The organism is Streptomyces cylindrosporus (assembly GCF_022698165.1).
In the GTDB taxonomy this organism is placed as follows: domain Bacteria; phylum Actinomycetota; class Actinomycetes; order Streptomycetales; family Streptomycetaceae; genus Streptomyces; species Streptomyces cylindrosporus.
This window is the reverse complement of sequence record NZ_JALDAY010000009.1, coordinates 58,164-82,152: the sequence shown is the minus strand read 5'-3', so window position 1 is coordinate 82,152 and position 23,989 is coordinate 58,164. Positions and strand designations below refer to the sequence as shown.

At 71.8% G+C, this 23,989-nt stretch carries 20 protein-coding genes and 1 pseudogene; 14 read left to right on the top strand and 7 right to left on the bottom strand.

What is annotated here, in order from left to right:
• Window positions 1-13 precede the first annotated feature (13 nt).
• The 3 genes from MQP27_RS28790 to MQP27_RS28780 all read left to right on the top strand — a co-directional run bounded on the left by MQP27_RS28790 (window position 14) and on the right by MQP27_RS28780 (window position 2,930).
• The gene (locus MQP27_RS28790; RefSeq protein WP_242768860.1) at window positions 14-310 is read left to right on the top strand and encodes a hypothetical protein; all 297 of its coding nucleotides are present in this window, start codon (window positions 14-16) and stop codon (window positions 308-310) included.
• A gap of 136 nt (window positions 311-446) precedes the next feature.
• On the top strand, window positions 447-1,322 hold the full coding sequence (locus MQP27_RS28785) for a hypothetical protein (RefSeq protein ID WP_242768859.1): 876 nt from the start codon (window positions 447-449) through the stop codon (window positions 1,320-1,322).
• 216 nt (window positions 1,323-1,538) lie between these two features.
• Window positions 1,539-2,930: a tannase/feruloyl esterase family alpha/beta hydrolase gene (locus MQP27_RS28780; RefSeq protein WP_242768858.1), complete on the top strand. Its 1,392-nt coding sequence runs from the start codon at window positions 1,539-1,541 to the stop codon at window positions 2,928-2,930.
• A gap of 4 nt (window positions 2,931-2,934) precedes the next feature.
• On the opposite strand, the gene MQP27_RS28775 is transcribed toward MQP27_RS28780, so the two are convergent.
• Entirely contained in the window at window positions 2,935-3,117 is a 183-nt protein-coding gene (locus MQP27_RS28775; RefSeq protein ID WP_242768857.1) for a tail-anchor membrane protein, read from the bottom strand.
• Between the two features lie 126 nt (window positions 3,118-3,243).
• Window positions 3,244-4,305: an acyl-CoA desaturase gene (locus MQP27_RS28770; protein WP_242768856.1), complete on the bottom strand. Its 1,062-nt coding sequence runs from the start codon at window positions 4,303-4,305 to the stop codon at window positions 3,244-3,246.
• A 190-nt stretch (window positions 4,306-4,495) separates the two neighbouring features.
• Between MQP27_RS28770 and MQP27_RS28765 the strand changes: the two genes are divergently transcribed.
• From MQP27_RS28765 to MQP27_RS28755, 3 genes are all read left to right on the top strand, one after another.
• Entirely contained in the window at window positions 4,496-7,414 is a 2,919-nt protein-coding gene (locus MQP27_RS28765; protein WP_242768855.1) for an SCO1167/SCO6262 family helicase, read from the top strand.
• Entirely contained in the window at window positions 7,411-8,679 is a 1,269-nt protein-coding gene (locus MQP27_RS28760; protein WP_242768854.1) for an SWIM zinc finger family protein, read from the top strand. The genes MQP27_RS28765 and MQP27_RS28760 overlap by 4 nt, the downstream gene beginning before the upstream one ends.
• A gap of 132 nt (window positions 8,680-8,811) precedes the next feature.
• Entirely contained in the window at window positions 8,812-10,146 is a 1,335-nt protein-coding gene (locus tag MQP27_RS28755) for an esterase-like activity of phytase family protein (protein ID WP_242768853.1), read from the top strand.
• Window positions 10,147-10,163: 17 nt separating this feature from the next.
• Here the strand turns inward: MQP27_RS28755 and MQP27_RS28750 are convergent, their stop codons facing one another.
• Together MQP27_RS28750 and xylA are read right to left on the bottom strand one after the other, a co-directional pair.
• Entirely contained in the window at window positions 10,164-10,661 is a 498-nt protein-coding gene (locus tag MQP27_RS28750) for a hypothetical protein (RefSeq protein WP_242768852.1), read from the bottom strand.
• A 157-nt stretch (window positions 10,662-10,818) separates the two neighbouring features.
• Window positions 10,819-11,985: a xylose isomerase gene (gene xylA, locus MQP27_RS28745; RefSeq protein WP_242768851.1), complete on the bottom strand. Its 1,167-nt coding sequence runs from the start codon at window positions 11,983-11,985 to the stop codon at window positions 10,819-10,821.
• 190 nt (window positions 11,986-12,175) lie between these two features.
• Between xylA and xylB the strand changes: the two genes are divergently transcribed.
• Window positions 12,176-13,621, top strand: coding sequence for a xylulokinase (xylB, locus tag MQP27_RS28740; RefSeq protein WP_242768850.1), 1,446 nt, complete (start codon window positions 12,176-12,178; stop codon window positions 13,619-13,621).
• 10 nt (window positions 13,622-13,631) lie between these two features.
• A complete protein-coding gene (locus MQP27_RS28735) occupies window positions 13,632-14,840 on the top strand; it encodes an ROK family transcriptional regulator (RefSeq protein ID WP_242768849.1) in 1,209 nt (402 codons plus the stop codon).
• A gap of 24 nt (window positions 14,841-14,864) precedes the next feature.
• On the opposite strand, the gene MQP27_RS28730 is transcribed toward MQP27_RS28735, so the two are convergent.
• Window positions 14,865-15,410 (bottom strand): heme-binding beta-barrel domain-containing protein, encoded by a 546-nt coding sequence (locus MQP27_RS28730; protein WP_242768848.1) that lies wholly within the window; start codon window positions 15,408-15,410, stop codon window positions 14,865-14,867.
• Between the two features lie 319 nt (window positions 15,411-15,729).
• On the opposite strand from MQP27_RS28730, the gene MQP27_RS28725 reads away from it, so the two are divergent.
• The 5 genes from MQP27_RS28725 to adh all read left to right on the top strand — a co-directional run bounded on the left by MQP27_RS28725 (window position 15,730) and on the right by adh (window position 21,834).
• A complete protein-coding gene (locus MQP27_RS28725) occupies window positions 15,730-17,214 on the top strand; it encodes an APC family permease (RefSeq protein ID WP_242768847.1) in 1,485 nt (494 codons plus the stop codon).
• Window positions 17,211-18,224: an acetamidase/formamidase family protein gene (locus MQP27_RS28720; RefSeq protein ID WP_242768846.1), complete on the top strand. Its 1,014-nt coding sequence runs from the start codon at window positions 17,211-17,213 to the stop codon at window positions 18,222-18,224. The genes MQP27_RS28725 and MQP27_RS28720 overlap by 4 nt, the downstream gene beginning before the upstream one ends.
• A gap of 25 nt (window positions 18,225-18,249) precedes the next feature.
• Window positions 18,250-18,849: an N-acetylmuramoyl-L-alanine amidase gene (locus MQP27_RS28715; RefSeq protein WP_242768845.1), complete on the top strand. Its 600-nt coding sequence runs from the start codon at window positions 18,250-18,252 to the stop codon at window positions 18,847-18,849.
• Between the two features lie 107 nt (window positions 18,850-18,956).
• The gene (locus MQP27_RS28710) at window positions 18,957-20,255 is read left to right on the top strand and encodes a GAF domain-containing protein (RefSeq protein ID WP_242769383.1); all 1,299 of its coding nucleotides are present in this window, start codon (window positions 18,957-18,959) and stop codon (window positions 20,253-20,255) included.
• Between the two features lie 55 nt (window positions 20,256-20,310).
• Window positions 20,311-21,834: an aldehyde dehydrogenase gene (gene adh / locus MQP27_RS28705; protein WP_242768844.1), complete on the top strand. Its 1,524-nt coding sequence runs from the start codon at window positions 20,311-20,313 to the stop codon at window positions 21,832-21,834.
• A gap of 119 nt (window positions 21,835-21,953) precedes the next feature.
• Here the strand turns inward: adh and MQP27_RS28700 are convergent, their stop codons facing one another.
• On the bottom strand, window positions 21,954-22,328 hold the full coding sequence (locus MQP27_RS28700; protein ID WP_242768843.1) for a site-specific integrase: 375 nt from the start codon (window positions 22,326-22,328) through the stop codon (window positions 21,954-21,956).
• 860 nt (window positions 22,329-23,188) lie between these two features.
• A pseudogene (locus MQP27_RS28695) lies at window positions 23,189-23,527 on the bottom strand (methyltransferase, FxLD system); the annotation flags it as partial.
• A gap of 155 nt (window positions 23,528-23,682) precedes the next feature.
• Between MQP27_RS28695 and MQP27_RS28690 the strand changes: the two are divergent.
• Window positions 23,683-23,970 carry a hypothetical protein gene (locus MQP27_RS28690; protein WP_242768842.1) on the top strand — a complete coding sequence of 96 codons (288 nt, stop codon included), beginning with the start codon at window positions 23,683-23,685 and terminating at the stop codon, window positions 23,968-23,970.
• Window positions 23,971-23,989: the final 19 nt, after the last annotated feature.

Genomic DNA, 23,989 nt, shown 5'->3' with positions numbered 1-23,989 from the left:
GAAGGTGGTCCGCATGTGGGGCAGGGTCCGCAAGTCCTGTTCGAGATTCCTCAACGCCGTGCGCGCGGAGGTGAACCACGGCCGGGACAAACGTACACACAATCTTTTCGAAGCGGCCGCCGCGTATGTCTCGGCCTGCGCGGAGGACGACCAGGACCGGATCGACGAGGCGGCGGGCTGGGTGTCGCCCGAGGCGCTGTCTTTCGGGGTCAACGAGCTGGCGTGCCGAGCTGTCATCGCTCTTGCGCGGGAGCGCGACGAGTCGCCGCGGACGGTGGCCCGTACGCTTCTCGGGCTACCTGCGGCCTGACGCGCCGGACCAGAGGCGGGCGATTCGCCCCGTCCAGCCGGAAAACTGCAGCTCCGGGTGCGCTTGGGAATCGTGACAAGGGCCTTCCGCTCGCATTAGGGTGCGCGCCGTTGGACGAACCGATGGGGAGGCTGGGATGGCCGGGACGGACGAGGACGCCGTCGCCGCCGCGGACGAAGCGCTCTATGTGCTCACGGCGGTACTGCTGACGCCGGCGAAGTTTCCGAGCGTGCTGGGCGACGACTATCCGGAGGCCTGCGCGGCGCTCGGCCTCGCGCCGCTCGCCGACGGATACGGCCTGGTGATCGGCCAGGACGGGGAGGGTGCCCGGTGGACGGTCGTCGTCGACGACGTCTCGCTGGTCGCCGTCGCCATCGCGTCGTGGGACTGCGGCATGGAGTACGACCTGTCGCCCGACGAGCGTTCGGTCGTCGCCGCCCTGCCGGGCTGGCCTCTCGCGGTCGCCGTCGCGGCTCCCGGGGTGCCCGCGCCGCACGACCCCGACCCCGAGGTCGCGGAGCGGCCTCCGCTGACCCCGCCGGACACGAGCACGTGGGGGCCGGCTCAGCGGCGCCTGGGTGCCGACGAGATCGCCCTGCAGTGGGCGCTGTGGCGCGAGCAGATCGACGACGCGGACTTCCCGACCCCGGACGGCTCCTCCGCCGCGGGAGAGGCCTCCGAGGGCGCTCAGCAGGCCGAGAAGGGCGATCGGGCGGGCAAGGACGACCAGGAGGGGCCCGTCGGCCGCAGCAAGGTCCGCCGGGTGCTCGCCGAGGCCCGCGCGTACGTCGACTCGCCGCCGCCGCTGGGCCGGGTGCGGTCGTCCTTCGCTCCGGGCGACGCGCGGACCCTGCGTGCCGACGGGCCCGGCTGGTCGCTGGTGGCCAGGACCGACGACATCGCTTTCGTGCTGCTCGACGCGGAGCCTGGCGAGGTCCTACCGGTGGGCCGGGGCCCCGAGCTGCCGGGTCTGCTGGAGGCACTGGACAAGATGGCCGTACGCCCCAGCTGAACCGGCCCGAGCCGCGCGGGGCGGCGCCGCTCTCCAACCTCCTTGCCCTGCGCGGAACTTCACCCATCCACCTGTTACAGGCCCCCACACGCAGGCCTCCCGCCATGTGGTCCCGGCCCATGGATGCCAGGGAGGCCGGGTCGCACCATGAGGCAGCCCCGGGCGCCCCGTTCATCACGGTCGCGCTCACCTTCCACGCTGCCCCTGGAGGCCGTCATGCGTCCGTCCCGAGGTGTTCCGCTCGCCGCCGCCGTACTGGTGGCGGCGGCCCTCACCTGGCCGACTCCCGCCGCGGGCACAGCGGCCGGTGACGGGCACTGCGACCGCCAGGAGCGGGCGCGCGTCCCCGGCGCGGCCTTCCAGCAGAGCGCGTGCCTGCCCGACCTGACGACGACCGGGCTGGCCGGTACGTCCTACACCGACATGGCGGACCAGGCCGGGCTGACGGCCAGGGCCACCCGCACTCCGTCCGGGGTGCCCGGCGTGCAGATCGACGGCTATTTCCCGGACTCCTCGCACTTCAACGCGACCCACGGCTGGCAGCACGACGCGCAGTTCGTGATCCGGCTGCCGGACCACTGGAACGGCGGCCTGGTCGTCACGGGCGCGCCGGGAACTCGTCGGCAGTACGCGACGGACACGGCGATCTCCGACCGGGTGCTCGCCCAGGGCTACGCCTACGCGGCCACCGACAAGGGCAACAGCGGCGCCGACTTCTACCGCGACGGATCCCGGCCCGGCGACGCGGTCGCCGAATGGAACACGCGCACCACCCAGCTGACCCGCGCGGCGAAGCGGGCCGTCGCCCTGCGGTACGGGCACGCACCGCGCCGTACCTACATGACCGGCATCTCCAACGGCGGTTATCTCACCCGCTGGCAGCTGGAGAACCACCCCGAGCTGTACGACGGCGGAGTCGACTGGGAGGGCGCGCTGTGGACCGCGGACGGCCCGAACCTGCTGACCTCCCTGCCGACCGCGGTGGCACGGACGCTGGGATCGGCGGGGGACGCGGACATGTACCGGGTGGGCTTCGCGCGTGGCTCGGAGTTCCTGTGGCCGTATCACGAGAAGGCCTACTGGGGTGTCACGCAGAAGATCTACCGCGCGGAGTTCGACCCGGGCTACGACCCCGAATGCCCCGGTCCGTCCGCCGGGAGCACAGCGGACGAGATCCTGGCGCCCTGTGCCTCCGACGCCGGGTACGACTACGCGTCGCGTCCCGCCGCCGTCCACCGCGCGGTGGCCCGTGTGGCGCTCACCGGGCGGGTCGGCAGGCCGCTGATCACGCTGCACGGCGACCTGGACACGCTGCTGCCCGAGGCCGCCGACTCCGATGTGTACGCGCGCATGGTCGACGCGGGCGGCCGGGCCGCGCTGCACCGCTATTACACGATCCAGGGCGGCACCCACGTCGACGGCCTGTACGACACCTATCCGGACCGGCTGCGGCCGATCCTGCCCTGCTACCGCTCGGCCTTCGACGCGCTCGTCTCCTGGGTGGAGAGGGGCGTGCGGCCGCCCGCGGACCGTACCGTCGCTCGGCCCGCGGGCGGCGATGTGGTCGACTCCTGTGCGCTTGCCGACCGGGCCGCTCCCGTCCGGTAGTGCCTCAGCGACCGAGCTCCTTGCGGGTGATGCGGCGCAGCCTGCGCCGCTGCGAGGGGTCCAGCGTGAGGTAGGCGGCGGTCGGGACTCCGACGACTATCAGGACCACTGCCCAGAAGGGCAGCCAGATCCACAGGAAGAGCCCGAGGGCCACTCCCCCTATGGCGATCTTCGCGTTGTTCGACATGTGTGTCGCCTCCTTCGCGGCCACTGCCGCTCTCTGCTTTGAAAACGGCCCCGCGCTTCGCGTGGTTCCGATCCGCGACCCTGAGACGACCCTGAGCCGTGACCCCGACTCGTCCCTGAGAACCGTTCAGGGCCACTCGGCCCTGAGGGGCTCTCCCACCTCGTGCAGATGACGCAGGGCCTGCCGGTAGGAGTCGACGAGCCCGGTCTCCGCGTAGGGAATACCCAACTCCTGACAGTGGGCCCGCACCAGGGGGCGGGCGAGACGCAGATGCGGGCGCGGCATGCTGGGGAAGAGGTGGTGCTCGATCTGGTAGTTGAGGCCGCCGAGGAACCAGTCGGTCAGGGCGCCGCCGCGGATGTTGCGCGAGGTGAGTACCTGCCGGCGCAGATGGCCCCATCGCTCGCCGTCCGGGTCGGGCATCTCCATGCCCTTGTGGTTGGGGGCGAAGGCCATTCCGAGGTGGAGGCCGAAGAGGGCGTGGTGGAGGGCGGCGAACGCGAGCGCCTTGCCCGGGGACATCGTGGTGAGCAGCAGCGTCGTGTACGCGGCGACGTGGGTGATCAGGAGGGCACCCTCCAGGGCGCGCTCGCGGGGCGGCTGCCGGCGCAGGTCCTGGAAGCCGTGGACCTTGAGGGCGACGCCTTCGAGGAGGGTGAGCGGGAAGAACAGCCAGGCCTGGTTACGGGTGAGCCAGCCCCGGAAGCCGGACCGCAGGCCGGCCTGTGCCGCGGTGAAGACGAGGACGTCGGCGACGACGTCCGGGTCCTTGTCGATGTGGTTGGGGTTGGCGTGGTGGCGGTTGTGCTTGTCGTTCCACCAGGCGTAGCTCATCCCCAGGAGCAGGTTGCCGTGAAGCAGGCCGATGGCGCGGGCGGCCTTCTTGTCGCCGCTGATCTGGCAGTGCCCGGCGTCGTGTCCTATGAAGGCCGCACGGGCGCAGAACACGGCCAGCGGCGGGGCCAGGAGCAGCGACCACCAGGAGTCGCCGACGAGGACGACTCCCGTGATCACGGCGGCCAGGGCGAGGGCGTTCACGGCGATCACGCGCGTGTACCAGCCGGTGCGCCGTTCCAGGAGACCCTGGCCCTTGACCGTGCGCAGGAGGGGCGCGAACTCGCTCCCGGCGGGCGGCGCGTCACGTGCTGCCGTGGTCGGTTCGGCGACGGCGGTGATGGGCTCGGGCATGTCCGGTCTCCGGCTCTCGCGGGCAACGTGCTGACCTGAGGAAACGTACGAATCCGCGCCCCTTTGCGACCATGGCGCCACCACCCGGGTGTGTGCGGGGGTAATCCCCGTACCGCGGAGGGGGGTTGACATCACCCCCCCGTGAGGCGAGTCGCCTTCCTTGCCGCGGGATGCCGGGTGGTGCGCCGGAATGCTGTACCCTCGGCGGCCCCGACCCTCGGTAGTCAAATTTGAGGAGCACGGCATCACTGTGCAGTCGCCCCCAGCGCCAACCCCCTCCGAGCTTGCCGGACTCGCGCGCTGCCGCGCCGTCTTCCTGCCCGGCGACCCGGCCGGCACCGGCACCGTCGCCTTCTGGCGGGCCGACGGCGCTACCCCTCCGCCCGTCGCGGCCGGATCCGCCACGACCTTGAACGTGGCACTTCCCGACGAGGTGGGGGTCGGGCTGGTCGAGGTGCCCGCCGTCCTGCTGCCTGTGCGTGCGGCGCTGCCGGTCCTCACGCGTGCGCGTACCGATGCGGACGCGCACCGGGCGACGGCGTTCTGGGGCGCGGCAGGTCTGCTGGCCTTGCAGTTCGTGGCGCGGGGACTGCTGCTGCCGGGCCTGTCGGCGGGCGACCACGACGCCTGGCGCGTCGGTCCGCTGTCCGTGGAGGACGTCGAGCGCGTCCGCGGGCTGGCCGCCGCGATGCCGCCCGAGGCGCACGCCGTGCCGGTGGCCTCCATCGAGCCGCCACGCCTGCCCGCGCCGGAGCCGCTGCTGCGCGCCTTCCTCGACGCGGTGGCCGACACCCTCCCCCGCTCCCCCGCCGCCCCGCTGGTGACCGGCACTCCCGCCTACGCGGCGCGGCAGCCCCGGCACATGCCCGAGCAGCGGGCCTGGGCCGCCGATGTCGCCGCGGGCCACGACGCGGGCGTACGGCTTTCGCTGCGGATCGAGGCGCCCGGCCTCGCCGACCTCGCGCAGGAGGAGGCGGTGACGGCGTTGCGGGGTGTGCTGCAGGTGCACAGTGTGAGCGATCCGGGGCTCGTGGCGGACGCCTCCGCCGTCTGGGCCGAGACGGGCACCGCCGCGGGTTTCGGTCCACGCGCGCGCATGGACACGCTGCTCGCCCTGCGCCGCGCGGCCCGCGCCTGGCCGCCGCTGACGCCGCTGCTGTCGGCGAGCGTGCCGGACGCGCTGGACCTCGCCGACGAGGAGATCGCCGAACTCCTCGGAGAGGGCGCCCGTAGCCTCGCCGCTGCCGGAGTCGAGGTGCACTGGCCGAAGGAACTGACCCGCGGCCTGACCGCCCGTGCCGTGATCGGCCCGCCGGACGACGAACCGGACGGCAGGACCTCCTCGGGCATGCCGTCGTTCCTGTCCGCCGACGCGCTGCTCGCGTTCAACTGGCGGTTCGCGCTGGGCGATCAGCGCCTCACCCGCGAGGAGCTGGACCGGCTCGCCGAGGCCGGCCGCCCGGTCGTGCGGCTGCGCGACCAGTGGGTCGTGGTGGACCCCGAGGAGGTGCGCCGCGCCCGGGCCGAGCAGGACCGCAAGATCGCGCCCATCGACGCGCTGGGCGCCGCGCTGACGGGCTCCACGGAGGTCTCCGGCCGCCGGGTCGACGTCCAGCCCACGGGATGGCTGGCGGCCCTGCGGGAGCGGCTGGCGGAGCCGGAGGGGCAGGAGCCGGTGGGGCAGCCCGCGGCGCTGCGGGCCACGTTGCGCGACTACCAGCGGCGAGGCCTGAGTTGGCTCGTGCGGATGACGTCGCTGGGCCTGGGCTGCTGTCTCGCCGACGACATGGGGCTCGGCAAGACGATCACCCTGATCGCGCTGCATCTGCACCGGCAGACCGAGGCGGCGACGGCCGGTCCGACGCTCGTGGTGTGTCCGACGTCCCTGATGGGCAATTGGCAGCGCGAGATCGAGAGGTTCGCGCCCGGCACGCGCGTGCGCCGTTTCCACGGGCCGCGGCGCGGCCTGGACGCCGTGGCCGACGGGGAGTTCGTGCTCACCACGTACGGTACGATGCGCCTGGACGCGCACCGGCTCGCCGACGTCCCCTGGGGCATGCTCGTGGCGGACGAGGCACAGCACGTGAAGAACCCGTACTCGGCGACCGCGCGTCAGCTGCGCTCCATCGGCGCACGCGCGCGCGTGGCGCTCACCGGCACCCCTGTGGAGAACAACCTGTCGGAGCTGTGGGCGATCCTCGACTGGACGACTCCGGGGCTGCTGGGCCGGCTCGGCACCTTCCGCGCCCGGTACGCGCGGGCCGTCGAGGGCGGTCAGGATCCGGCCGCCGCCGAGCGGCTCGCCCGGCTGGTGCGGCCGTTCCTGTTGCGCCGGCGCAAGTCGGATCCGGGGATCGCGCCCGAGCTGCCGCCGAAGACCGAGACCGACCGTGCCGTGTCGCTGACCGCGGAACAGGCCGGTCTGTACGAGGCGGTGGTGCGCGAGACCCTCGCGGAGATCTCCGCCGCCGACGGCATGGCCCGGCGCGGCCTGATCGTGAAGCTGCTGACGGGGCTGAAGCAGATCTGCAACCACCCGGCGCAGTACCTCAAGGAGGAGCGGCCGAGGATCGCCGGCCGCTCCGGGAAGCTCGAGCTGCTGGACGAGCTGCTCGACACGATCCTCTCCGAGGGGGCGAGCGTTCTGGTCTTCACCCAGTACGTGCGCATGGCGAGGCTCGTCGAACGGCACCTGACCGCCCGTGGCATCGCCTCGCAGTTCCTGCACGGCGGGACGCCGGTCGCCGAACGCGAGGCGATGGTGCAGCGCTTCCAGGACGGTGAAGTGCCCGTCTTCCTGCTGTCGTTGAAGGCCGCGGGGACGGGACTGAACCTGACCCGGGCCGAGCATGTGGTGCACTACGACCGCTGGTGGAACCCCGCCGTGGAGGCCCAGGCCACCGACCGCGCGTACCGCATCGGCCAGACCAGGCCCGTGCAGGTGCACCGGCTGATCGCCGAGGGCACGGTGGAGGACCGCATCGCCGACATGCTCACCCGCAAGAGGGAGCTCGCGGACGCGGTGCTGGGTGCCGGAGAGGCGGCGCTCTCGGAGCTGACGGACACGGAACTGGCCGATCTGGTGGAGCTGCGAGGGGGCGCACGATGAGCAGGTACGACGAGGGCACGGAACGTACGTTTGCCGCGCTGCCGCCCGCGCAGGGGCGGGGTTTCGCGCAGACCTGGTGGGGTCAGGCCTGGTTGAAGTCGCTGGAGGACGCGGCGCTGGACTCGCAGCAGCTGAAGGCGGGGCGCAGGCTCGCCCGCGCGGGTGCCGTGGGCGCGGTGACCGTGCGCCCGGGCCGCATCACGGCCGTCGTCCAGGACCGCGACCGCACCGCGCGCCGTGCCGACGTCCTGCTGGAGGAGCTGTCCGATGAGCAGTGGGACCGCTTTCTGGACATGGCCGTCGAGCGTGCCGGGCATGTGGCGGCGCTGCTCGATCGGGAGATGCCGCCGCACCTGGTCGAGGACGCGGCGGCAGCGGGCGTCGAACTGCTGCCGGGCATGGGCGATCTGGAACCCGAGTGCGACTGCGACGCCTGGGACCACTGCGGGCACACGGCGGCGCTGTGCTACCAGGTGGCGCGGCTGCTGGACCAGGATCCCCTCGTCCTGCTGCTGATGCGGGGCCGGGGCGAAAGGGCCCTGCTGGGCGCCCTCCAGGCCCGCAGCGCGCCGCGCGCCGAACCGGTTGCGGGGCCTGAGGGCGTGGACGCCGCCGAGGCGTACGCGACCGGCGACATCCTGCCCTCGCTGCCCACCCTGCCGGAGCTCCCCTCCGAGCCCGGAACACCGCCGTCCCTCGACACCGACGCCCCACCGGCCCCGGGCATCGACCCCGGCGCACTCCATCACTTGGCCGCCCGTACGGCCGTAGAGGCGCATCGACTGCTTGCCAGGGCTCTGCGAGCCGAGGCGGAACAGCAGGGCTCCGAGCCGGAATTGACGGCCGCTCAGGATGCGGTTCGGCTCGCTGTGGGCGCGCCCGAGGGGTCCGTTGCGGCTCGGCTGGCCGAGGGGTCGGGGAGAAGCCGGGAAGGGCTGACGCTAGCCACGCGCGCGTGGAGTCTCGGTGGCCCGGCCGCGCTCGCCGTGCTGGAGGAGGAGTGGACCGTCGAAGCCGAAACGCTCGTACGCGCGCGTGCCGCGCTGGAGGCGGCCTGGGACGAGGACGAACGGCCGGTGCTGCGGGCCGGATTCAACCGGTGGACGGTCGTCGGTGAGCCGGCCCAGCTGCGCCTGGGGCGGGACGGACGCTGGTGGCCGTACCGCAAGGAGCGGGGACGCTGGGTTCCCGCCGAAGGTGCGGCACTGGATCCGGCGACGGCGCTGTCGTCGGCGGAGGCGGATTCCGGGGACGGGGAGGCCTGAGCCGTGCGGGGCCGGAGCAGCTGCCCGTGTGCTCGGGTTACCGACGCACCGTGTTCATCTCACTGTCGGCACCCGTTCGCTGAGGGGTCCAAATCTGGCCGCTGTCAATGAAGTTGCCCTTCAGGAGGCCCCATGTCCCCGTACGCCGCCGGCCGGAACCGTGTCAGACGTGCCGTCGCAGTGGGTGTTCCGCTGGCCGTGGTCGGCGCTCTCGTGGCCGCTGCGCCGGCCGTCGCGGACGGGAGCGCTCAGGTCGTTCGTACGGCGACGCTGGGGGACATCCCGCTCGGTGCGTTCAGCAATGCGCTGCTGCCGGGAACGGTGGACAACGACCGCGGGATCGACCTGGGCGGCATCGGCAGCGACATCTACCCGGCGGGCCGCAAGGGCGAGTACTGGACCGTCACCGACCGTGGGCCCAACGGCCAGATCAAGGTGAGCGGCACCAAGCGGCGCACCTTCCCGGTGCCCGGTTTCGATCCGGCGATCGTGAAGATCCGGGTGTCCGGCGACACGGTGAAGGTGCTGGACGCCATCCCGATCACCACGCGCTCCGGCAAGGCCGTCACCGGACTGTCGAACCAGGCAGGCCGGGACGAGGCGCCGTACTCCTACGATGCGCAGACCGCGCTGTCGTACAACCCGAACGGGCTGGACACCGAGGGCATCGTGCGGGCCGCGGACGGGAGTTTCTGGCTCGTGGACGAGTACGGGCCGTCGCTCGTGCACGTCTCCGCGCGCGGGAAGGTGCTCACGCGCTACGTGCCCAAGGGACTGGATCTCACCGGCACCGACTACCCGGTGGTCGAAGCCTTGCCCTCGGTCCTGCTGCACCGGAAGATCAACCGCGGGTTCGAGGGTCTCGCCCAGCTGCCCGGCGGCGACCTGGTGATGGCCCTGCAGAGCCCGCTGTCCCTGCCGGACACGGACGCCGGGGAGGCGTCGCGGAACACCCGCCTGGTGCGCTTCTCGCCGAAGAGGCAGGCGGTCACGGCCGAGTACGCGTACCGCTTCGACGCGGTCGACGTCGTCGACCCGAGCGAGGACGACACCTCCGAACTCAAGATCTCCTCGGTGGTCGCCGTGGGCGGCGACCGGTTGCTGGTCGAGGAGCGCACCGACAAGGCGGCGCGGCTCCAGTTGGTGAGGCTGGACCGGAAGGCGAACATCCTCGGCGGCCCCTATGACGACGACACGACCTCGCCCTCCCTGGAACAGCTCGACGACCCGGCGGCCGCCGGCGTCCCGGTGCTCGGCAAGAGGCTCGTCGTCGACCTGGGCAAGGTCGCCGGGGTGCCCGGGAAGATCGAGGGCATCGCGCGCGTGGACCACGACACGCTCGCTCTCGTCAACGACAACGACTTCGGGATGACGGACGGCGCCGGTGCCTTCGACGCGCAGGGCCGGCTCATCGACAGCGGGATCGAGACGACGGTGACGTACGTGCGCTTGCCGAACGGCATCTGACGGATGCCCGGGGCGCGCTAAGGCAGGTCGATGCCGCCCAGGGACGGGATCAGCGACTCGATCTCGCTGGGCACCTCGCTCGGGAGTTCGCTGGGCAGCCGTGACGGCAGCTTGCTGGGCAGTCTGCTCGGCAGCTGCGTCGGGATGCTCAGCGACGGCGAGGGGCTCGCGCTCGGGCTGCTGGCGGCCGGCGGCTTCTTGTCGGGCGAGTCGTGGTTCCCGGAGTGGTCCATCATCATCACGACGGCGGCGGCCGCCGTCCCCGCGAACACGACCAGCAGGATGTGCAGCCGCTTCTTCCATGTGTTCCGGGGCGGTTCCGGGGGCAGCCAACCTCCTTGGGTGGGCTGCTCGTCGCTTCCCGGAGGCGGGCCGAAGCCTCCTGCGGGTCCATAGCCTTCTTGGGCCCCATGGGCGGGACCGAAGCGCTCGGTGGGCGGTCCGAAGCCGCCGCCCTGGGGCGGCGTGTCGTCCGGCGGCCCGGGCGGTCGAGGCGGTACGGGCGGCATGGCCATACCGTCCAGAGTCGCCGCACATCGGGCAACAGGCGACCCCCGTACGGAACCTGATACGGATCCATGCCGCGGACCGTACGATTCCGGAGCATTCCGTACGGGGATCGCGCGGGCACGCGCGCGTAGCGTGCAAAAAACACCTACGCGCGCGTGCTGTTCAGCCGCGGGCCGCCAGCAGGTGGTCCATGGCCAGCTGGTCGAGGTGTTCGAAGGCCATGCCGCGCGCGGCGGTCGCCTCGACGTCGAACTCCTCGAAGGCGCTGCGGTCCGCGAGCAGGGCCTGGAGCCCGTCCGCGGCGGTCGCCTGGGCGAGCTGGTCCAGGCGCGAGGCGCGCAGCGCCTCCTGCACCTCGGGGTCGGCGCGGAAGGCGGCCGCGCGCTCCTTGAGGATGAGGTAGTTGCGCATGCAGCCCGCGGCCGACGCCCATACTCCGTCGAGGTCCTCGGTCCGCGGCGGCTTGAAGTCGAAGTGGCGCGGGCCCTCGTAACCGGCGCTCTCCAGAAGGTCGACCAGCCAGAACGCGGCGCGCAGGTCACCGGCGCCGAAGCGCAGGTCCTGGTCGTACTTGATGCCGGACTGGCCGTTGAGGTCGATGTGGAAGAGCTTGCCCGCCCACAGGGCCTGCGCGATGCCGTGCGGGAAGTTCAGCCCGGCCATCTGCTCGTGGCCGACCTCCGGGTTGACGCCGTACATCTCGGGGCGCTCCAGGCGCTCGATGAACGCAAGGGCGTGGCCGACGGTGGGCAGCAGGATGTCGCCGCGGGGCTCGTTCGGCTTGGGCTCGATCGCGAACTTCAGGTCGTAGCCCTGGGAGACCACGTACTCGCCGAGGAGGTCGAAGGCCTCCTTCATGCGGTCGAGGGCGACGCGCACGTCCTTGGCGGCGCCGGACTCGGCGCCCTCGCGGCCGCCCCAGGCGACGTAGGTCTTCGCACCGAGCTCGACCGCGAGGTCGATGTTGCGGATCGTCTTGCGCAGGGCGTAGCGGCGCACCTCACGGTCGTTCGCGGTGAACGCGCCGTCCTTGAAGACCGGGTGCGTGAAGAGGTTCGTGGTGGCCATCGGCACGGTCATGCCGGTCGTGTCGAGAGCCTGGCGGAAGCGCTTGATGTGCGACTCGCGCTCGGTGTCGGAGGACCCGAAGGGGATCAGGTCGTCGTCGTGGAAGGTCACGCCGTAGGCGCCCAGCTCGCTCAGGCGCTGCACCGTCTCGACGGGGTCCAGGGCACGCCGCGTGGCGTCGCCGAACGGGTCCCTTCCCTGCCAGCCGACGGTCCACAGGCCGAAGGTGAACCTGTCCTCGGGGGTGGGCTGGTAGCTCATGCCGCGGCTCCTTGCTCGATTGCGACGCTTGTCTACGACTGTTGCGCGCTTGCTTACGACTGTCGCGCGCATGCTTGCGACTATTTCGTCATGGCGGTTTACAAATTAGTATGCGGACGCATCCCTGGGAAGAGAGTCAGGGTGTGTGTGAGGGAACATCCTGGTGAGCCGCGGAAAAAGGGAGAGCCCGATGTCAGCAGCCGAGGGTCCGCTCGTCGTCGGCGTGGACACGTCCACCCAGTCCACCAAGGCGCTCGTCGTCGACACGGCCACCGGTCAGGTCGTCGCGAGCGGCCAGGCGCCGCACACCGTGTCCTCCGGGGCAGGCCGCGAGAGCGACCCGCGCCAGTGGTGGGACGCCCTGTGCGAGGCGCTGCACCAGTGCGGCGACGCGGCGCACGAGGCTGCCGCGGTGTCGATCGGCGGACAGCAGCACGGCCTCGTCACGCTGGACGAGCGGGGCGAGCCGGTACGGCCGGCGCTGCTGTGGAACGACGTGCGCTCCGCGCCGCAGGCCCGCCGGCTGATCGAGGAGCTGGGCGGCGCGAAGGCCTGGGCGGAGCGCACCGGGAGCGTGCCCGGCGCGTCCTTCACGGTCACGAAGTGGGCCTGGCTGGTCGAGAGCGAGCCGGAGGCGGTGCGCGCGACCAGGGCGGTGCGGCTCCCCCACGACTACCTCACCGAGCGCCTGACCGGTCAGGGCACGACCGACCGCGGCGACGCCTCCGGTACGGGCTGGTGGGCGTCCGGGACGGAGTCGTACGACGAAGAGACCCTCGCGCACGTCGGCCTCGATCCCGCGCTGCTGCCCCGTGTGGTCCGGCCGGGCGAGATCGCGGGCACCGTGCGCGACAGCCACGACCTGCCGTTCTCCAAGGGCACGCTGGTCGCGCCCGGCACCGGTGACAACGCGGCCGCCGCGCTGGGGCTCGGGCTGCGTCCCGGCACACCGGTGCTCAGCCTCGGCACCTCGGGCACGGTGTACGCCGTCTCCAAGCGCCGCCCGGCCGACCCGACCGGCACGGTGGCCGGTTTCGCCGACGCGCACGGGGACTGGCTGCCGCTGGCCTGCACCCTCAACTGCACCCTTGCCGTCGACCGCGTCGCCGCCCTGCTGGGCCTGGACCGCGAGGCCGTGGAGCCCACCGGCGCCGTAACGCTCCTGCCGTACCTCGACGGCGAGCGCACCCCCAACCTCCCGGCCGCCTCGGGCCTGCTGCACGGCCTGCGCCACGACACGACCGCCGGACAGCTGCTCCAGGCGGCCTACGACGGCGCCGTGCACTCGCTGCTGGGCGCCCTGGACCTGGTCCTCGACGAGGACGCCGACCGCTCCGCCCCCCTGCTGCTGATCGGCGGCGGCGCCCGGGGCACGGCCTGGCAGCAGACGGTACGGCGCCTGTCGGGCCGCCCGGTCCAGATCCCGGAGGCCAGGGAGCTGGTCGCGCTCGGTGCCGCCGCCCAGGCGGCCGGCCTGCTGACCGGCGAGGATCCGGCGGCGGTCGCCCGGCGCTGGAACACGGCCGCGGGACCGGTGCTGGACCCGGTGCAGCGGGACGAGGCGACGCTGGCCAGGATCGCCGGGGTACTCTCCGACGCGGCCCCGCTGCTGGAGCGGAGCACGGACAGCCGTTGAGGACGGGGGCATGACCGCACCGCTGCACGAGGTACACCCGGCCGGTCCCGGCCGGGCGCTGCCCGACACCCAGCAGGGCATGCGCCGGCGCAATCTCGCCCGGGTGATGCACGCCGTGAACGCCGAGGGGCCACTCTCCCGCGCCGCGGTCGCCTCGCGCATCGGCCTGACGCGTGCCGCGGTCTCGACCCTCGTCGACGAGCTCATACGCACGGGTCTGCTGGAGGAACTCGGCCCCGAGCGGCCCGGCCGGGTGGGCCGCCCGGGCTCGGCGCTCGCCGTGAGCGGGCACGGTCCCGCCGGGATCGGCGCCGAGATCGGCGTCGATCACCTCGCCGTCTGCGCGGTCGACCTGCGCGGACAGGTACGCGCGCGTGCCGTGCGACACGGTGCGAACCGCGGCGGCTCCCCCGAGCCCGTCGTCGCGGAGCTCACCGAGCTGGTGCGCCGGGTCGTCGCCGAGGCGGAGGGCGAGGGGCTGTGGCCCGCGGGGCTCGCGGTGGCCGTGCCGGGCCTGGTGGCCCGCGACGCCCGTACCGTCGTCCGCGCCCCCAACCTGGACTGGCACGACACGGACCTCGGCGCCCTGCTGCCCGACGACATCCCGCTGACCGTCGACAACGAGGCCAACTTCGGCGCGCTCGCCGAACTCTGGCTCGGCGAGGGCACCCCGCTCGACTTCCTCCACGTCTCCGCGGAGATCGGCATCGGTGCCGCGGTCGTCGTGGCCGGTGGGCTGCTGCGCGGGACCCGCGGTTTCGCGGGCGAGCTGGGGCATGTGCCGGTGCGACCGGACGGGCCCGCCTGCCCCTGCGGCGGGCTCGGGTGTCTGGAGCAGTACGCCGGTGAGGAGGCCGTACTGCGGGCGGCGGGCCTGGAGCCGGGCGAGGACCGGGTCGGGCTGCTCGCGGGCCGGGCCGCGGAGGGCGACGCGGAGGTACGGCGTGCGCTGCGGGACGCCGGCGAGGCGCTCGGCATCGCGCTGACCGGGGCGGTCAATCTGCTGGACCCCGAGAGCGTGGTGCTGGGCGGCGCGCTGGCCGGGCTGGCGCCCTGGCTGCTGCCTTCGCTGGAAGCCGAGTTGGACCGCCGCACCGCGGGTCCCGCCTGCCCGGTGTCGGTGTCGCGGCTGGGACCGGAGGGACCGTTGCTGGGCGCGGCGCACTCGGTGGTGCGTGCGGTGCTGGACGACCCGGCCGTGGTGGGCGAGCGGGACTGAGCCGGCTCGCCGCGCGAACCGGACCTACCGCTCGCGCCGCAGCGTCGCCGAGAGATGGTGCTGCAACGGCCGGCCGACCGCCGCGAGGTCGTGGACGAACGTGAGGGTGTCGCCGCCGTCGGTCAGGGTGTAGCGGCGGCGGGTCGCGTCGACCTGCTTGGCGGTGGGGGTAAGCGCGACCTCGTGGGTCGAGAGGTCGACCGTGTCCTCCGTGGCGTGACCGACCATGATCTCCGCGATGCCGGTGGGCTGGGTGATCAGCGCCTCCACCCGGCCGTCGGGCTGCAGCCGCCACCAGCCGCTCTCCCGAGCCGCCGGACGCAGCGGCGTGCCGTCGGCGTCGAGCAGCCAGGCCCGGGCCTCGTAGCGGAGGAAGGGACGGCCGTCGTGACTGAAGCCGACCTGCTGCGCATACGCGAAGTCCCCGTCGAGCGTGGGATATCCGCCCCGGCCCGGGCCGTGCCACGTACCCAGCAGACCGAGCACCGGCGCGAGCAGCGGGTGCGGTGCGGGTGCCTCGTCGGGCCGGTGGCCGTCGGGGTACGGGAGTTCCGGTGCGGGGTCGAACACGTCTGCGCTCCAGAGTTGTGCCGGTGCCGGGAGAGAGCCTAGGGGTCCCCTCCCGTCGCTGGCGCGCAAGCCTCGCCGGGATCGCCTTCACGCTATGTCACGACCCGGCTTCACGCCATGCCACAGCCCTGCTTCACGCCATGTCACGACCCTGCTTCACCCGATCGAGTGGCGGAGTTTTCCACAATTCCGTCGTCGTCCACGGAACCTCGCCGCGCCCTTCTGCCCAACCGGCAAGCGCCGTACCGTGATTCACGCGAGGCACACCCGGCGGGACCTGGGGAGCCTGGCAAGTCGGCGTGAATTGAGGGGGATTCACATGGCGGGGGAAGCAGCGGCAGGGCTGAGGCGGGACGCGATCGGGCTGCGCGAGGTCCTGTTCCAGAGCATCACGGCCATGGCGCCGGCCGCCGCGGTGGCCGCGTCGATTCCGTCCGGTGCCGCCTTCGCCGGCGGAAGCCTGCCGCTGGCGGTGCTGGTCGCGCTGGTGGCCTGTCTGTTCACCGCGTCCTGCGTGGCGGAGCTGGCGCGCGAACTCCCGGCCGCGGGCTCGGTGTCCACGTACGCCGCGCGGGGGCTGCATCCCACTGTCGGTTTCCTCGTCGGCTGGGGCTATGTGTTCGTGGAGGCTCTCGTCCCTCCGCTGCTGCTCCTGCAGCTGGGCTTCACGACCGCGGGCACGCTGCACGACGAGTGGTCCTCCTACCCGGCCGACCTGTGGTGGCCGTGGGCGCTCGCGGGTGCGGCGGTCATCGCGGCGGCCGGGTACTTCGGGGTGCGTGCCTCCGCCCGCCTCGGCACGGTCCTCGGGGTCTTCGAGATCCTCGTCTTCCTGGTGTTCGCCGTCTGGCTGATCGCCGAGGCGGGAGGGGACAACACCCTCTCGGTGTTCGGGACTTCGCACACCGCCGAGGGTTACGAAGGTGTCAGCGGGGTCTTCGCCGGATCCGTGTACACGGTGCTGGCCTTCGCCGGATTCGAGGCCGCCGCACCGCTCGCGGAGGAGACCCGCGACCCGCGCCGCACGGTGCACCGCGCGGTCCTCGGCGCGGCCCTCGCGATCGGCCTCTTCTACGTGGTCACCACCTATGCCATGACGGTGTACTTCGGGCCGGACCGCTTCGCGACGTTCGGGGCGTCCGGCGAGGCGTCGTGGGAGGGCGTGGCCCGGGCGTCGTTCGGCCTGTTCTGGGTGCTGGTGTTCCTGGCCGTGGTCAACTCGACCATCGCCAACGCCAACGCGTGCGCCAACGTCTCGACGCGGACGGCCTTCGCGTTGGCCCGCATCCGGGTCCTGCCCGGCCTCTTCGCGTCGCTGCATCCCAGGTACCGCTCCCCCGTCGCCGGTATCGCCGTGCAGACGGTCGTGGCCGTCGGCGCGGTGCTCGGGCTGGGCCTCGGCTACGACCCGGTGACCGCGTTCCTGCTGCTCGCCACGATGATCGTGACGGTCGTGATCGGCGTCTACATCGTGGTGAACCTCGCGTGTGCCGGCTACTTCCTGCGCCGCAGACGGGAGTTGCTCAAGCCGGTACGGCACCTGCTGCTGCCCGTACTCGGGATCGTCACGTTCGTGCCCGCGCTGCTGACCGCGGCCGGACTGCCCGTCTTCGACTTCGTCACCGAACTGACCGCACCGGTGTCATACGCCGGACCCGTCGTCGGGATATGGATGGCGCTGGGACTCGTGGTGCTGTTCGTGCTGATGCGGCGGCACCCCGAGCGCATAGCCGAGACCGCCCGTGTCCATCTCGACGAACCCGCCCTCACCGGCCCCGCACAGAACGGAGCAGCGCAGCAATGAGCGACCCTCGGATCCTGACCGTCCGGCCCGAACCGGGCGAGTACGCCTGGACGTTCGGCGGCGCACCGCCCGTGGCGCGCATCGCGCCCGGCACGGTTCTCGACCTGTACACGGAGGACTGCTTCGCCGGGCGGGTGCGGTCGGAGAAGGACCTGGTGTCCGAGGTGTGCGAGTTCCCGTTCCTCAACCCGCAGACCGGGCCCTTCCACGTCGAGGGCGCCGAGCCCGGTGACACGGTCGCCGTGCACTTCGTGTCGATCGAGCCGGCCCGCGACTGGGCCGCGTCGACGACGGTGCCCCTGTTCGGCGCGCTCACCTCGACACACACCACCGCCACCCTGCAGCCGCCGTTGCCGGAGACGGTGTGGATCTGGCAGCTGGACCGGACCCGGCGCACGGCGCTGTTCCGGGCGCACGACAGCGACATCGAGGCCGAGCTGCCGATGGACCCGATGCACGGCACGGTCGGCGTGGCCCCCGCCAACCTGGAGGTCCGCTCGGCCCTGGTGCCCGACGCGCACGGCGGCAACATGGACACGCCCGAGATGCGGGCCGGCGTCACCTGCTACCTCGGGGTCAACGTGGAGGGCGCGCTGCTCAGCCTCGGCGACGGACATGCCCGGCAGGGCGAGGGCGAGACCTGCGGGGTCGCCGTGGAGTGCGCGATGAACACCGTGGTGATCGTGGAGCTGCTCAAGGGCGTCGCCACTCCCTGGCCGCGCATCGAGTCGGACACGCACATCATCTCGACGGGGTCGGCCCGCCCGCTGGAGGACGCCTTCCGGATATCCCAGCTGGACCTGGTCCAGTGGCTGGTGCGCGACTACGGGTTCAGCGAACTGGACGCCTACCAGTTCGCGACCCAGGCGGTCGAGTCGCCGTTGGCCAACGTGTGCGACACCAACTACACGTGCGTGGCGAAGATCCGCAAACAGTGGCTGCCCGCGCGGGAGACTCACCGCGGCGTGCACGCGCAGTTGCGCGAGACCGCGGCGCTGCTGCGGCGCTGACGATCGACAGAAGGGCGACGTTTCCATGGAGCGGGCAAGACCCGGCACCACCCGGCGGCTGTTCCTCAAGGGCGCCGCACTCGCCGCCGTACCGTACGCGCTCCTCCCCGACGCGCGGGCCGGTGCGCTGGCCCAGTCCGACGACTATCCGAGCGCCGAGTGGCAGCCGGCGAGCGCCTCGAACTACACGGTGTCGAGCCGCCCCTCGACGTATCCGATCGACCACGTGATCATCCATGTCACCCAGGAGACGTACACCGACACGCTCGCGATCTTCCAGAACCCGCAGAAGAAGGTGTCCGCGCACTACGTGGTGCGCTCGAGCGACGGACACATCGCGCAGTGCGTCCGCGAGGCGAGCATCGCCTGGCACGCGGGGAACTGGGACTACAACACCCGCAGCATCGGCATCGAGCACGAGGGCTGGGTGGACAAGCCCGCCTACTTCACCGACGCCCTGTACGAGCAGTCGGCGAGGCTCACCGCGGCCGTCTGCACCAAGTACGGCATCCCCAAGGACCGGGCGCACATCCTGGGGCACTACGAGGTGCCGGGCACCGATCACACCGATCCCGGGCCCAACTGGGACTGGACGCGGTACATCAGACTGGTCAACTTCGCCTGACGGGAGCGGCGGGGACCTCGTTCGGGTGAGCGTGGTCGAAACGGTTGTCGGAGCGCGTACCCGGAGTGACGATGTCCCCAGTCGCATCACCGTTCGGGGAGGCCCAGTTGACCGATCCGTGGGTGGCCCTGGAGCCGGGGGCCGACCCCGCAGAGCACGCGCGGATGCTGCGTCGCGCGCACGAGACGTTCACCGAGGTGGGCACGGTGCCCCGGCCGGTGCGTTCGGTGGTGGCCGAGTCGTGGCGGCGTTCCGCGCGGGCCGGCGTGGGGCCCGACGGCACGGCGGACGTGGAGCTCATGGACGGTGACCTGGGTTCCTATCGGGCGGAGCATCCGCTGGCGCGGGTGATGCCGCTGTTCCGGGAGCTGATGGGGACCTTCGCCGCCGACGGGGAGCATTTGCTCGCGGTCTGCGACGCGCACGGCAGGCTGCTGTGGGTCGAGGGACATCCGACGACCCGGCGGGACGCGGGGCGGATGAACTTCGTGCCGGGTGCCCGATGGGCGGAGAGCGCGGTGGGGACGAACGCGCCGGGGACGGCGGTCGCCGTGGACCGGCCCGTGCAGGTCTTCGCGGCCGAGCACTTCATCCGGCGGGTGCAGCCCTGGACGTGCGCGGCGGCCCCGGTGCACGATCCGCGCACCGGGCGGGTGCTCGGTGCCGTGGACATCACCGGCGGGAACGGGCTCGCGCATCCGCACAGCCTGGGCTTCGTGCAGGCGGTCGCGCGCGCCGCCGAGTCGCAGCTGGCGCTGCTCGTCCCCGAGCTGCCCGCCGTCGACGCACCCGAGCTGACGGCGCTGGGCCGTGACGAGGCGCACCTGCTGCTCGGCGGCCGCAGGATCAGGCTCAGCCGCCGGCACAGCGAGATCCTGGTGCTGCTGGCCCGGCATCCGGAGGGGCTGACCGGGGACGAGTTGCTGTGCGCGCTGTACGAGGACGAGTCGGTGACGCCGGTGACCCTGCGGGCCGAACTGGCCCGGCTGCGCCGGGTGCTGGGGCCGGGTCTGCTGGAGTCGCGGCCGTACCGGCTGACCGTGCCGGTCGAGTCGGACGTGGACGTGGTCGAGCGGCGGCTGGAGACCGGTGCGGTGACGGCGGCCGCCACCGGTTACGCCGGGCCGCTGCTGCCGGGCTCGCAGGCACCGGCGGTGGTGCGGCTCAGGCGGCGCATCGCCGACGGCCTGCGCACGGCGCTGATCGCCCGCCGCGATCCCGATCTGCTCGCGGACTGGGCGCACGCGCCGTGGGGAGAGGACGACCTGGACGTGTGGCGCGCGCTCGCCGCCGTACGTCCGACGGCACCCGTCCGAGCGCGGCTCGCGGCGCTGGAGTCGGAGCTGCGGGTGCCGGCCGGCCGGCGCGGGCGAGCGGCAACGTGGTTGCAACGTCCGCGTTCCTAGCCTCGCGTCGAGAGCTGCCCAACGGCGGGCAGCGCTGCGAAGGAGGCAGAGCAGTATGACCCGTTACGCGGCGCCCGGTACCGAGGGCGCGATCGTCTCCTACCAGGCGCGCTACGACCACTTCATCGGCGGTGAGTACGTGCCGCCCGCCCGTGGGCAGTACTTCGAGAACCCGTCGCCGGTGAACGGGCAGCCGTTCACCGAGATCGCGCGCGGCACGGCGGAGGACGTCGAGCGGGCGCTGGACGCGGCGCACGCGGCCGCCCCCGGATGGGGCCGTACGTCGGTGTCCGAGCGCTCGGACATCCTGCTGAAGATCGCCGACCGGATGGAGGCGAACCTCGAGTCGCTGGCGGTCGCCGAGAGCTGGGAGAACGGCAAGCCGGTGCGCGAGACGCTCGCGGCCGACATCCCCCTCGCCATCGACCACTTCCGGTACTTCGCGGGCGCGATCCGCGCGCAGGAGGGTTCCCTCGGCGAGGTCGACGACGACACGGTGGCGTACCACTTCCACGAGCCGCTCGGCGTGGTCGCGCAGATCATCCCGTGGAACTTCCCGATCCTGATGGCGACCTGGAAGCTGGCGCCAGCGCTCGCCGGGGGCAACGCGGTCGTGCTCAAGCCGGCCGAGCAGACCCCCGCCTCCATCCACTACTGGCTCAGTCTGGTCGCCGACCTGCTGCCGCCGGGTGTCCTCAACATCGTCAACGGCTTCGGGGTGGAGGCCGGCAAGCCGCTGGCGTCCAGCCCGCGCGTGGCGAAGGTGGCCTTCACCGGCGAGACCACGACCGGGCGGCTGATCATGCAGTACGCCTCGGAGAACATCACCCCGGTCACTCTCGAACTCGGCGGCAAGTCCCCGAACATCTTCTTCGAGGACGTCTGGGGCGCGGACGACGAGTTCCGCGACAAGGCGCTCGAAGGCTTCACCATGTTCGCGCTCAACCAAGGCGAGGTGTGCACCTGCCCGTCCCGTGCGCTGGTCCAGCGCGGCCACTACGCCGAGTTCATGGAGGCGGCGGTCGCCCGCACCGAGCAGATCAAGACCGGTCACCCGCTGGACACGGACACGATGATCGGTGCGCAGGCCTCCAACGACCAGCTGGAGAAGATCCTCTCCTACCTGGACATCGGGCGGCAGGAGGGCGCAAGGCTCCTCACCGGCGGTGAACGCATCGAGCACGACGGCGAGTTGAAGGGCGGCTACTACGTCCAGCCGACGATCTTCGAGGGCGACAACCGGATGCGGATCTTCCAGGAGGAGATCTTCGGACCGGTCGTGTCGGTGACGTCGTTCGACGACTTCGACGACGCGATGAAGATCGCCAACGACACGCTGTACGGGCTCGGCGCGGGTGTGTGGACGCGGGACATCAACACCGCCTACCGCGCGGGCCGCGGCATCCAGGCGGGCCGCGTGTGGACGAACTGCTACCACGCCTACCCCGCGCACGCGGCGTTCGGCGGCTACAAGGGCTCGGGCATCGGCCGCGAGACGCACAAGATGATGCTGGAGCACTACCAGCAGACGAAGAACCTGCTGGTGTCGTACTCGCCGAAGAAGCTGGGCTTCTTCTAACCCCACCCGGAAAGGCGCCTGACCTGGGCTTATACCCGTCAGGCGCCTACCCGTTGACCTCACTCGGGGCGAGCCCGGTTTGTGCGGTAACTCCCAGTTCCTACCGCTGCTGTCTTCGATCAGCAGAAGCCGCGCCCTGGCTCACACGGTCCCACTCCTGCATGGACTGCTCGATGAGGCGGTTGGCTCGAAATCCCGGCGTGCCGGAGGTCGTAAGGCCGCTTGGCCAAACCAGAGGACAACTCCGTTCGTGTCAGCACGTACTGCCGCGCCCGCGCCCACACCATTCCGTACGCCGCTGGGTCCACGTAGTTGCCGGCCTGATTCCGGAACAGCCGACTATCAGGCGCCACACCGAAGCGTTCGATGTGCGCGCGGAGGATCCGCACGAACTGCGGCGGGATGGGCACGGGCCGCCTTGCCGTGGCCGCACGGCGCTTGAGCGAGTGCACCTCGTGCACCGTGCCGTCGTCCGTCCAGTCCTTGCCTGCCATGACGGCTCCGCCCGACAAGTTGAGCAGCCCCAGCCGGTCTCGGGAAGGTGGTACTGCTCGTGACGCAGGTGGATCACCTCGGCCGGCCGCATCGCCGCGAGTACATGCAGCCGAAGAACTCCTCCAAGTGAGGGCCTCGCCCGCGCTGCTGAGCAACGGCCTCAAACAACCGAGTGACTTGCTCCGGATTGGGAACGGACGCCGGGTCAACCTCCTCGTTGATTTCCGGAGCACGCCACCTGAGACCGACGAGCGGATTGGCAGCGAAATACCCCTTCTCCACCGCAGTGTTGATGACCCTCGTTGAACGCAGCCCTTTTGCGACGTACCGTCTTTGCCGCAGCCGCTTTCCCATCCAACCTGCGACCCAGCGCGTCTAGCGTCCGTCGCAACACATCAATTTCCGCGAGTGAGCTGACGGGCAGAGAGTTCCGTTGTATCCGCGGCTCCGATGCGTCGGCCAAAGCGCGACGAGTGTTCCCTGGCGTGCCATCCCACCGCTGGTCAAGGTATTCGTGAGCATAGACACGGGCAGACCCGTATGTTCATCGAAGGGTTCACCGTCGCGCGCGGCTGTCATCAGCTTTGCGCGCCTGCTCTCGGCGAAACCGACGGTCATAGGCCGAGGTCGCTCCCTGACGCTGCTCTTTCCGCGATCTCGGAGAGGGAGCGTACGCGGTCGGGGAGAGGCAGGCGGGCCGGGCGGAAGCGGGCGCCCAGCGGGAAGCGTTTGGCCATCGGGCCGTTTGGATCCATGGTTTCCCCCGGCGGTGTTGGCGAGAGGGCGTGAACATGCGGGGCGACACCGGGCCGGGGAGGTGCCGCCCCTGACTCATGGGCGGTTGCCTGCGGGGACGCTCTTACTGCCAGTCGATGACGATGCGGTTGAGCAGGGTGTCGACGACGAAGAGCCCGGGGTGTTGCTCGGTGGCAGGGGCGCCGAGGGGGTGGATCTCGAAGGTGGCCTCGCGGCCGCGGTACTCGCGGTCCCAGGTGCGGATCGCGTCGGCGACCTTCGCGGTCAGCTTGTCGCTGCCGGGGCAGTGGCCGATGACGCCGAACTCCCAGAGCTTGCCGCCGTCGGGCGTCTTCTTGTCCGCCAGGCCTCGGGCGAGGTAGGCGATGGCGCCCTGGTCGACGGCCGCAGTGGACGAGGCGTAGGGGTCCTCGGCCAGGACGGTCCCCTTGGCTTCCTTCGGGGAACGGGGGAACGCTGCGTGTGCGGGTCTCGCGCGCGTTCCGTGTCGGGCGCGTGTCAGGGCGGTGTCAGGCCGTCCCCGCACACTCCTTGCGAGCGATCCAAGTGATCCGAACGATCCGAGGGATCCATCCGACACGAAGGGAACAACCTGCCATGGCAGTGGACGGCACCTGGACCATCACGTTCGACACCCCCGCCGGCGAGCAGCAGGCCGAGCTGGTGCTCGACACGGCGTCGGGCGCCCTCACCGGCGAGCTGAACGGCACGCCGATAGAGGACGGTCAACTCAACGGCGACGAGATCAAGTTCGTCGCCAGGATCACCGAACCGATCAAGCTGAAGGTCAAGTGCGGCGCGACGGTCGCCGGCGACACGATGACGGGCAAGGCCAAGGCCACGCTGATGTCGATCGCCTTCACCGGCACGCGCGCGGCCGACTGAGCCGAGCCGGGAGGACTGG

Bases quoted from the DNA above. Each gene is read 5' to 3' on its own strand.
- MQP27_RS28760 (WP_242768854.1), top strand. From the start codon at position 7,411: ATGAGCAGGTACGACGAGGGCACGGAACGTACGTTTGCCGCGCTGCCG.
- MQP27_RS28775 (WP_242768857.1), bottom strand. From the start codon at position 3,117: ATGTCGAACAACGCGAAGATCGCCATAGGGGGAGTGGCCCTCGGGCTC.
- MQP27_RS28770 (WP_242768856.1), bottom strand. From the start codon at position 4,305: ATGCCCGAGCCCATCACCGCCGTCGCCGAACCGACCACGGCAGCACGT.
- MQP27_RS28715 (WP_242768845.1), top strand. From the start codon at position 18,250: ATGGAGCGGGCAAGACCCGGCACCACCCGGCGGCTGTTCCTCAAGGGC.
- MQP27_RS28720 (WP_242768846.1), top strand. From the start codon at position 17,211: ATGAGCGACCCTCGGATCCTGACCGTCCGGCCCGAACCGGGCGAGTAC.
- MQP27_RS28755 (WP_242768853.1), top strand. From the start codon at position 8,812: ATGTCCCCGTACGCCGCCGGCCGGAACCGTGTCAGACGTGCCGTCGCA.
- MQP27_RS28785 (WP_242768859.1), top strand. From the start codon at position 447: ATGGCCGGGACGGACGAGGACGCCGTCGCCGCCGCGGACGAAGCGCTC.
- xylA (WP_242768851.1), bottom strand. From the start codon at position 11,985: ATGAGCTACCAGCCCACCCCCGAGGACAGGTTCACCTTCGGCCTGTGG.
- MQP27_RS28765 (WP_242768855.1), top strand. From the start codon at position 4,496: ATGCTGTACCCTCGGCGGCCCCGACCCTCGGTAGTCAAATTTGAGGAG.
- MQP27_RS28690 (WP_242768842.1), top strand. From the start codon at position 23,683: ATGGCAGTGGACGGCACCTGGACCATCACGTTCGACACCCCCGCCGGC.
- MQP27_RS28780 (WP_242768858.1), top strand. From the start codon at position 1,539: ATGCGTCCGTCCCGAGGTGTTCCGCTCGCCGCCGCCGTACTGGTGGCG.
- MQP27_RS28750 (WP_242768852.1), bottom strand. From the start codon at position 10,661: ATGGCCATGCCGCCCGTACCGCCTCGACCGCCCGGGCCGCCGGACGAC.
- MQP27_RS28725 (WP_242768847.1), top strand. From the start codon at position 15,730: ATGGCGGGGGAAGCAGCGGCAGGGCTGAGGCGGGACGCGATCGGGCTG.
- xylB (WP_242768850.1), top strand. From the start codon at position 12,176: ATGTCAGCAGCCGAGGGTCCGCTCGTCGTCGGCGTGGACACGTCCACC.
- adh (WP_242768844.1), top strand. From the start codon at position 20,311: ATGACCCGTTACGCGGCGCCCGGTACCGAGGGCGCGATCGTCTCCTAC.
- MQP27_RS28790 (WP_242768860.1), top strand. From the start codon at position 14: ATGTGGGGCAGGGTCCGCAAGTCCTGTTCGAGATTCCTCAACGCCGTG.
- MQP27_RS28700 (WP_242768843.1), bottom strand. From the start codon at position 22,328: ATGGCAGGCAAGGACTGGACGGACGACGGCACGGTGCACGAGGTGCAC.
- MQP27_RS28735 (WP_242768849.1), top strand. From the start codon at position 13,632: ATGACCGCACCGCTGCACGAGGTACACCCGGCCGGTCCCGGCCGGGCG.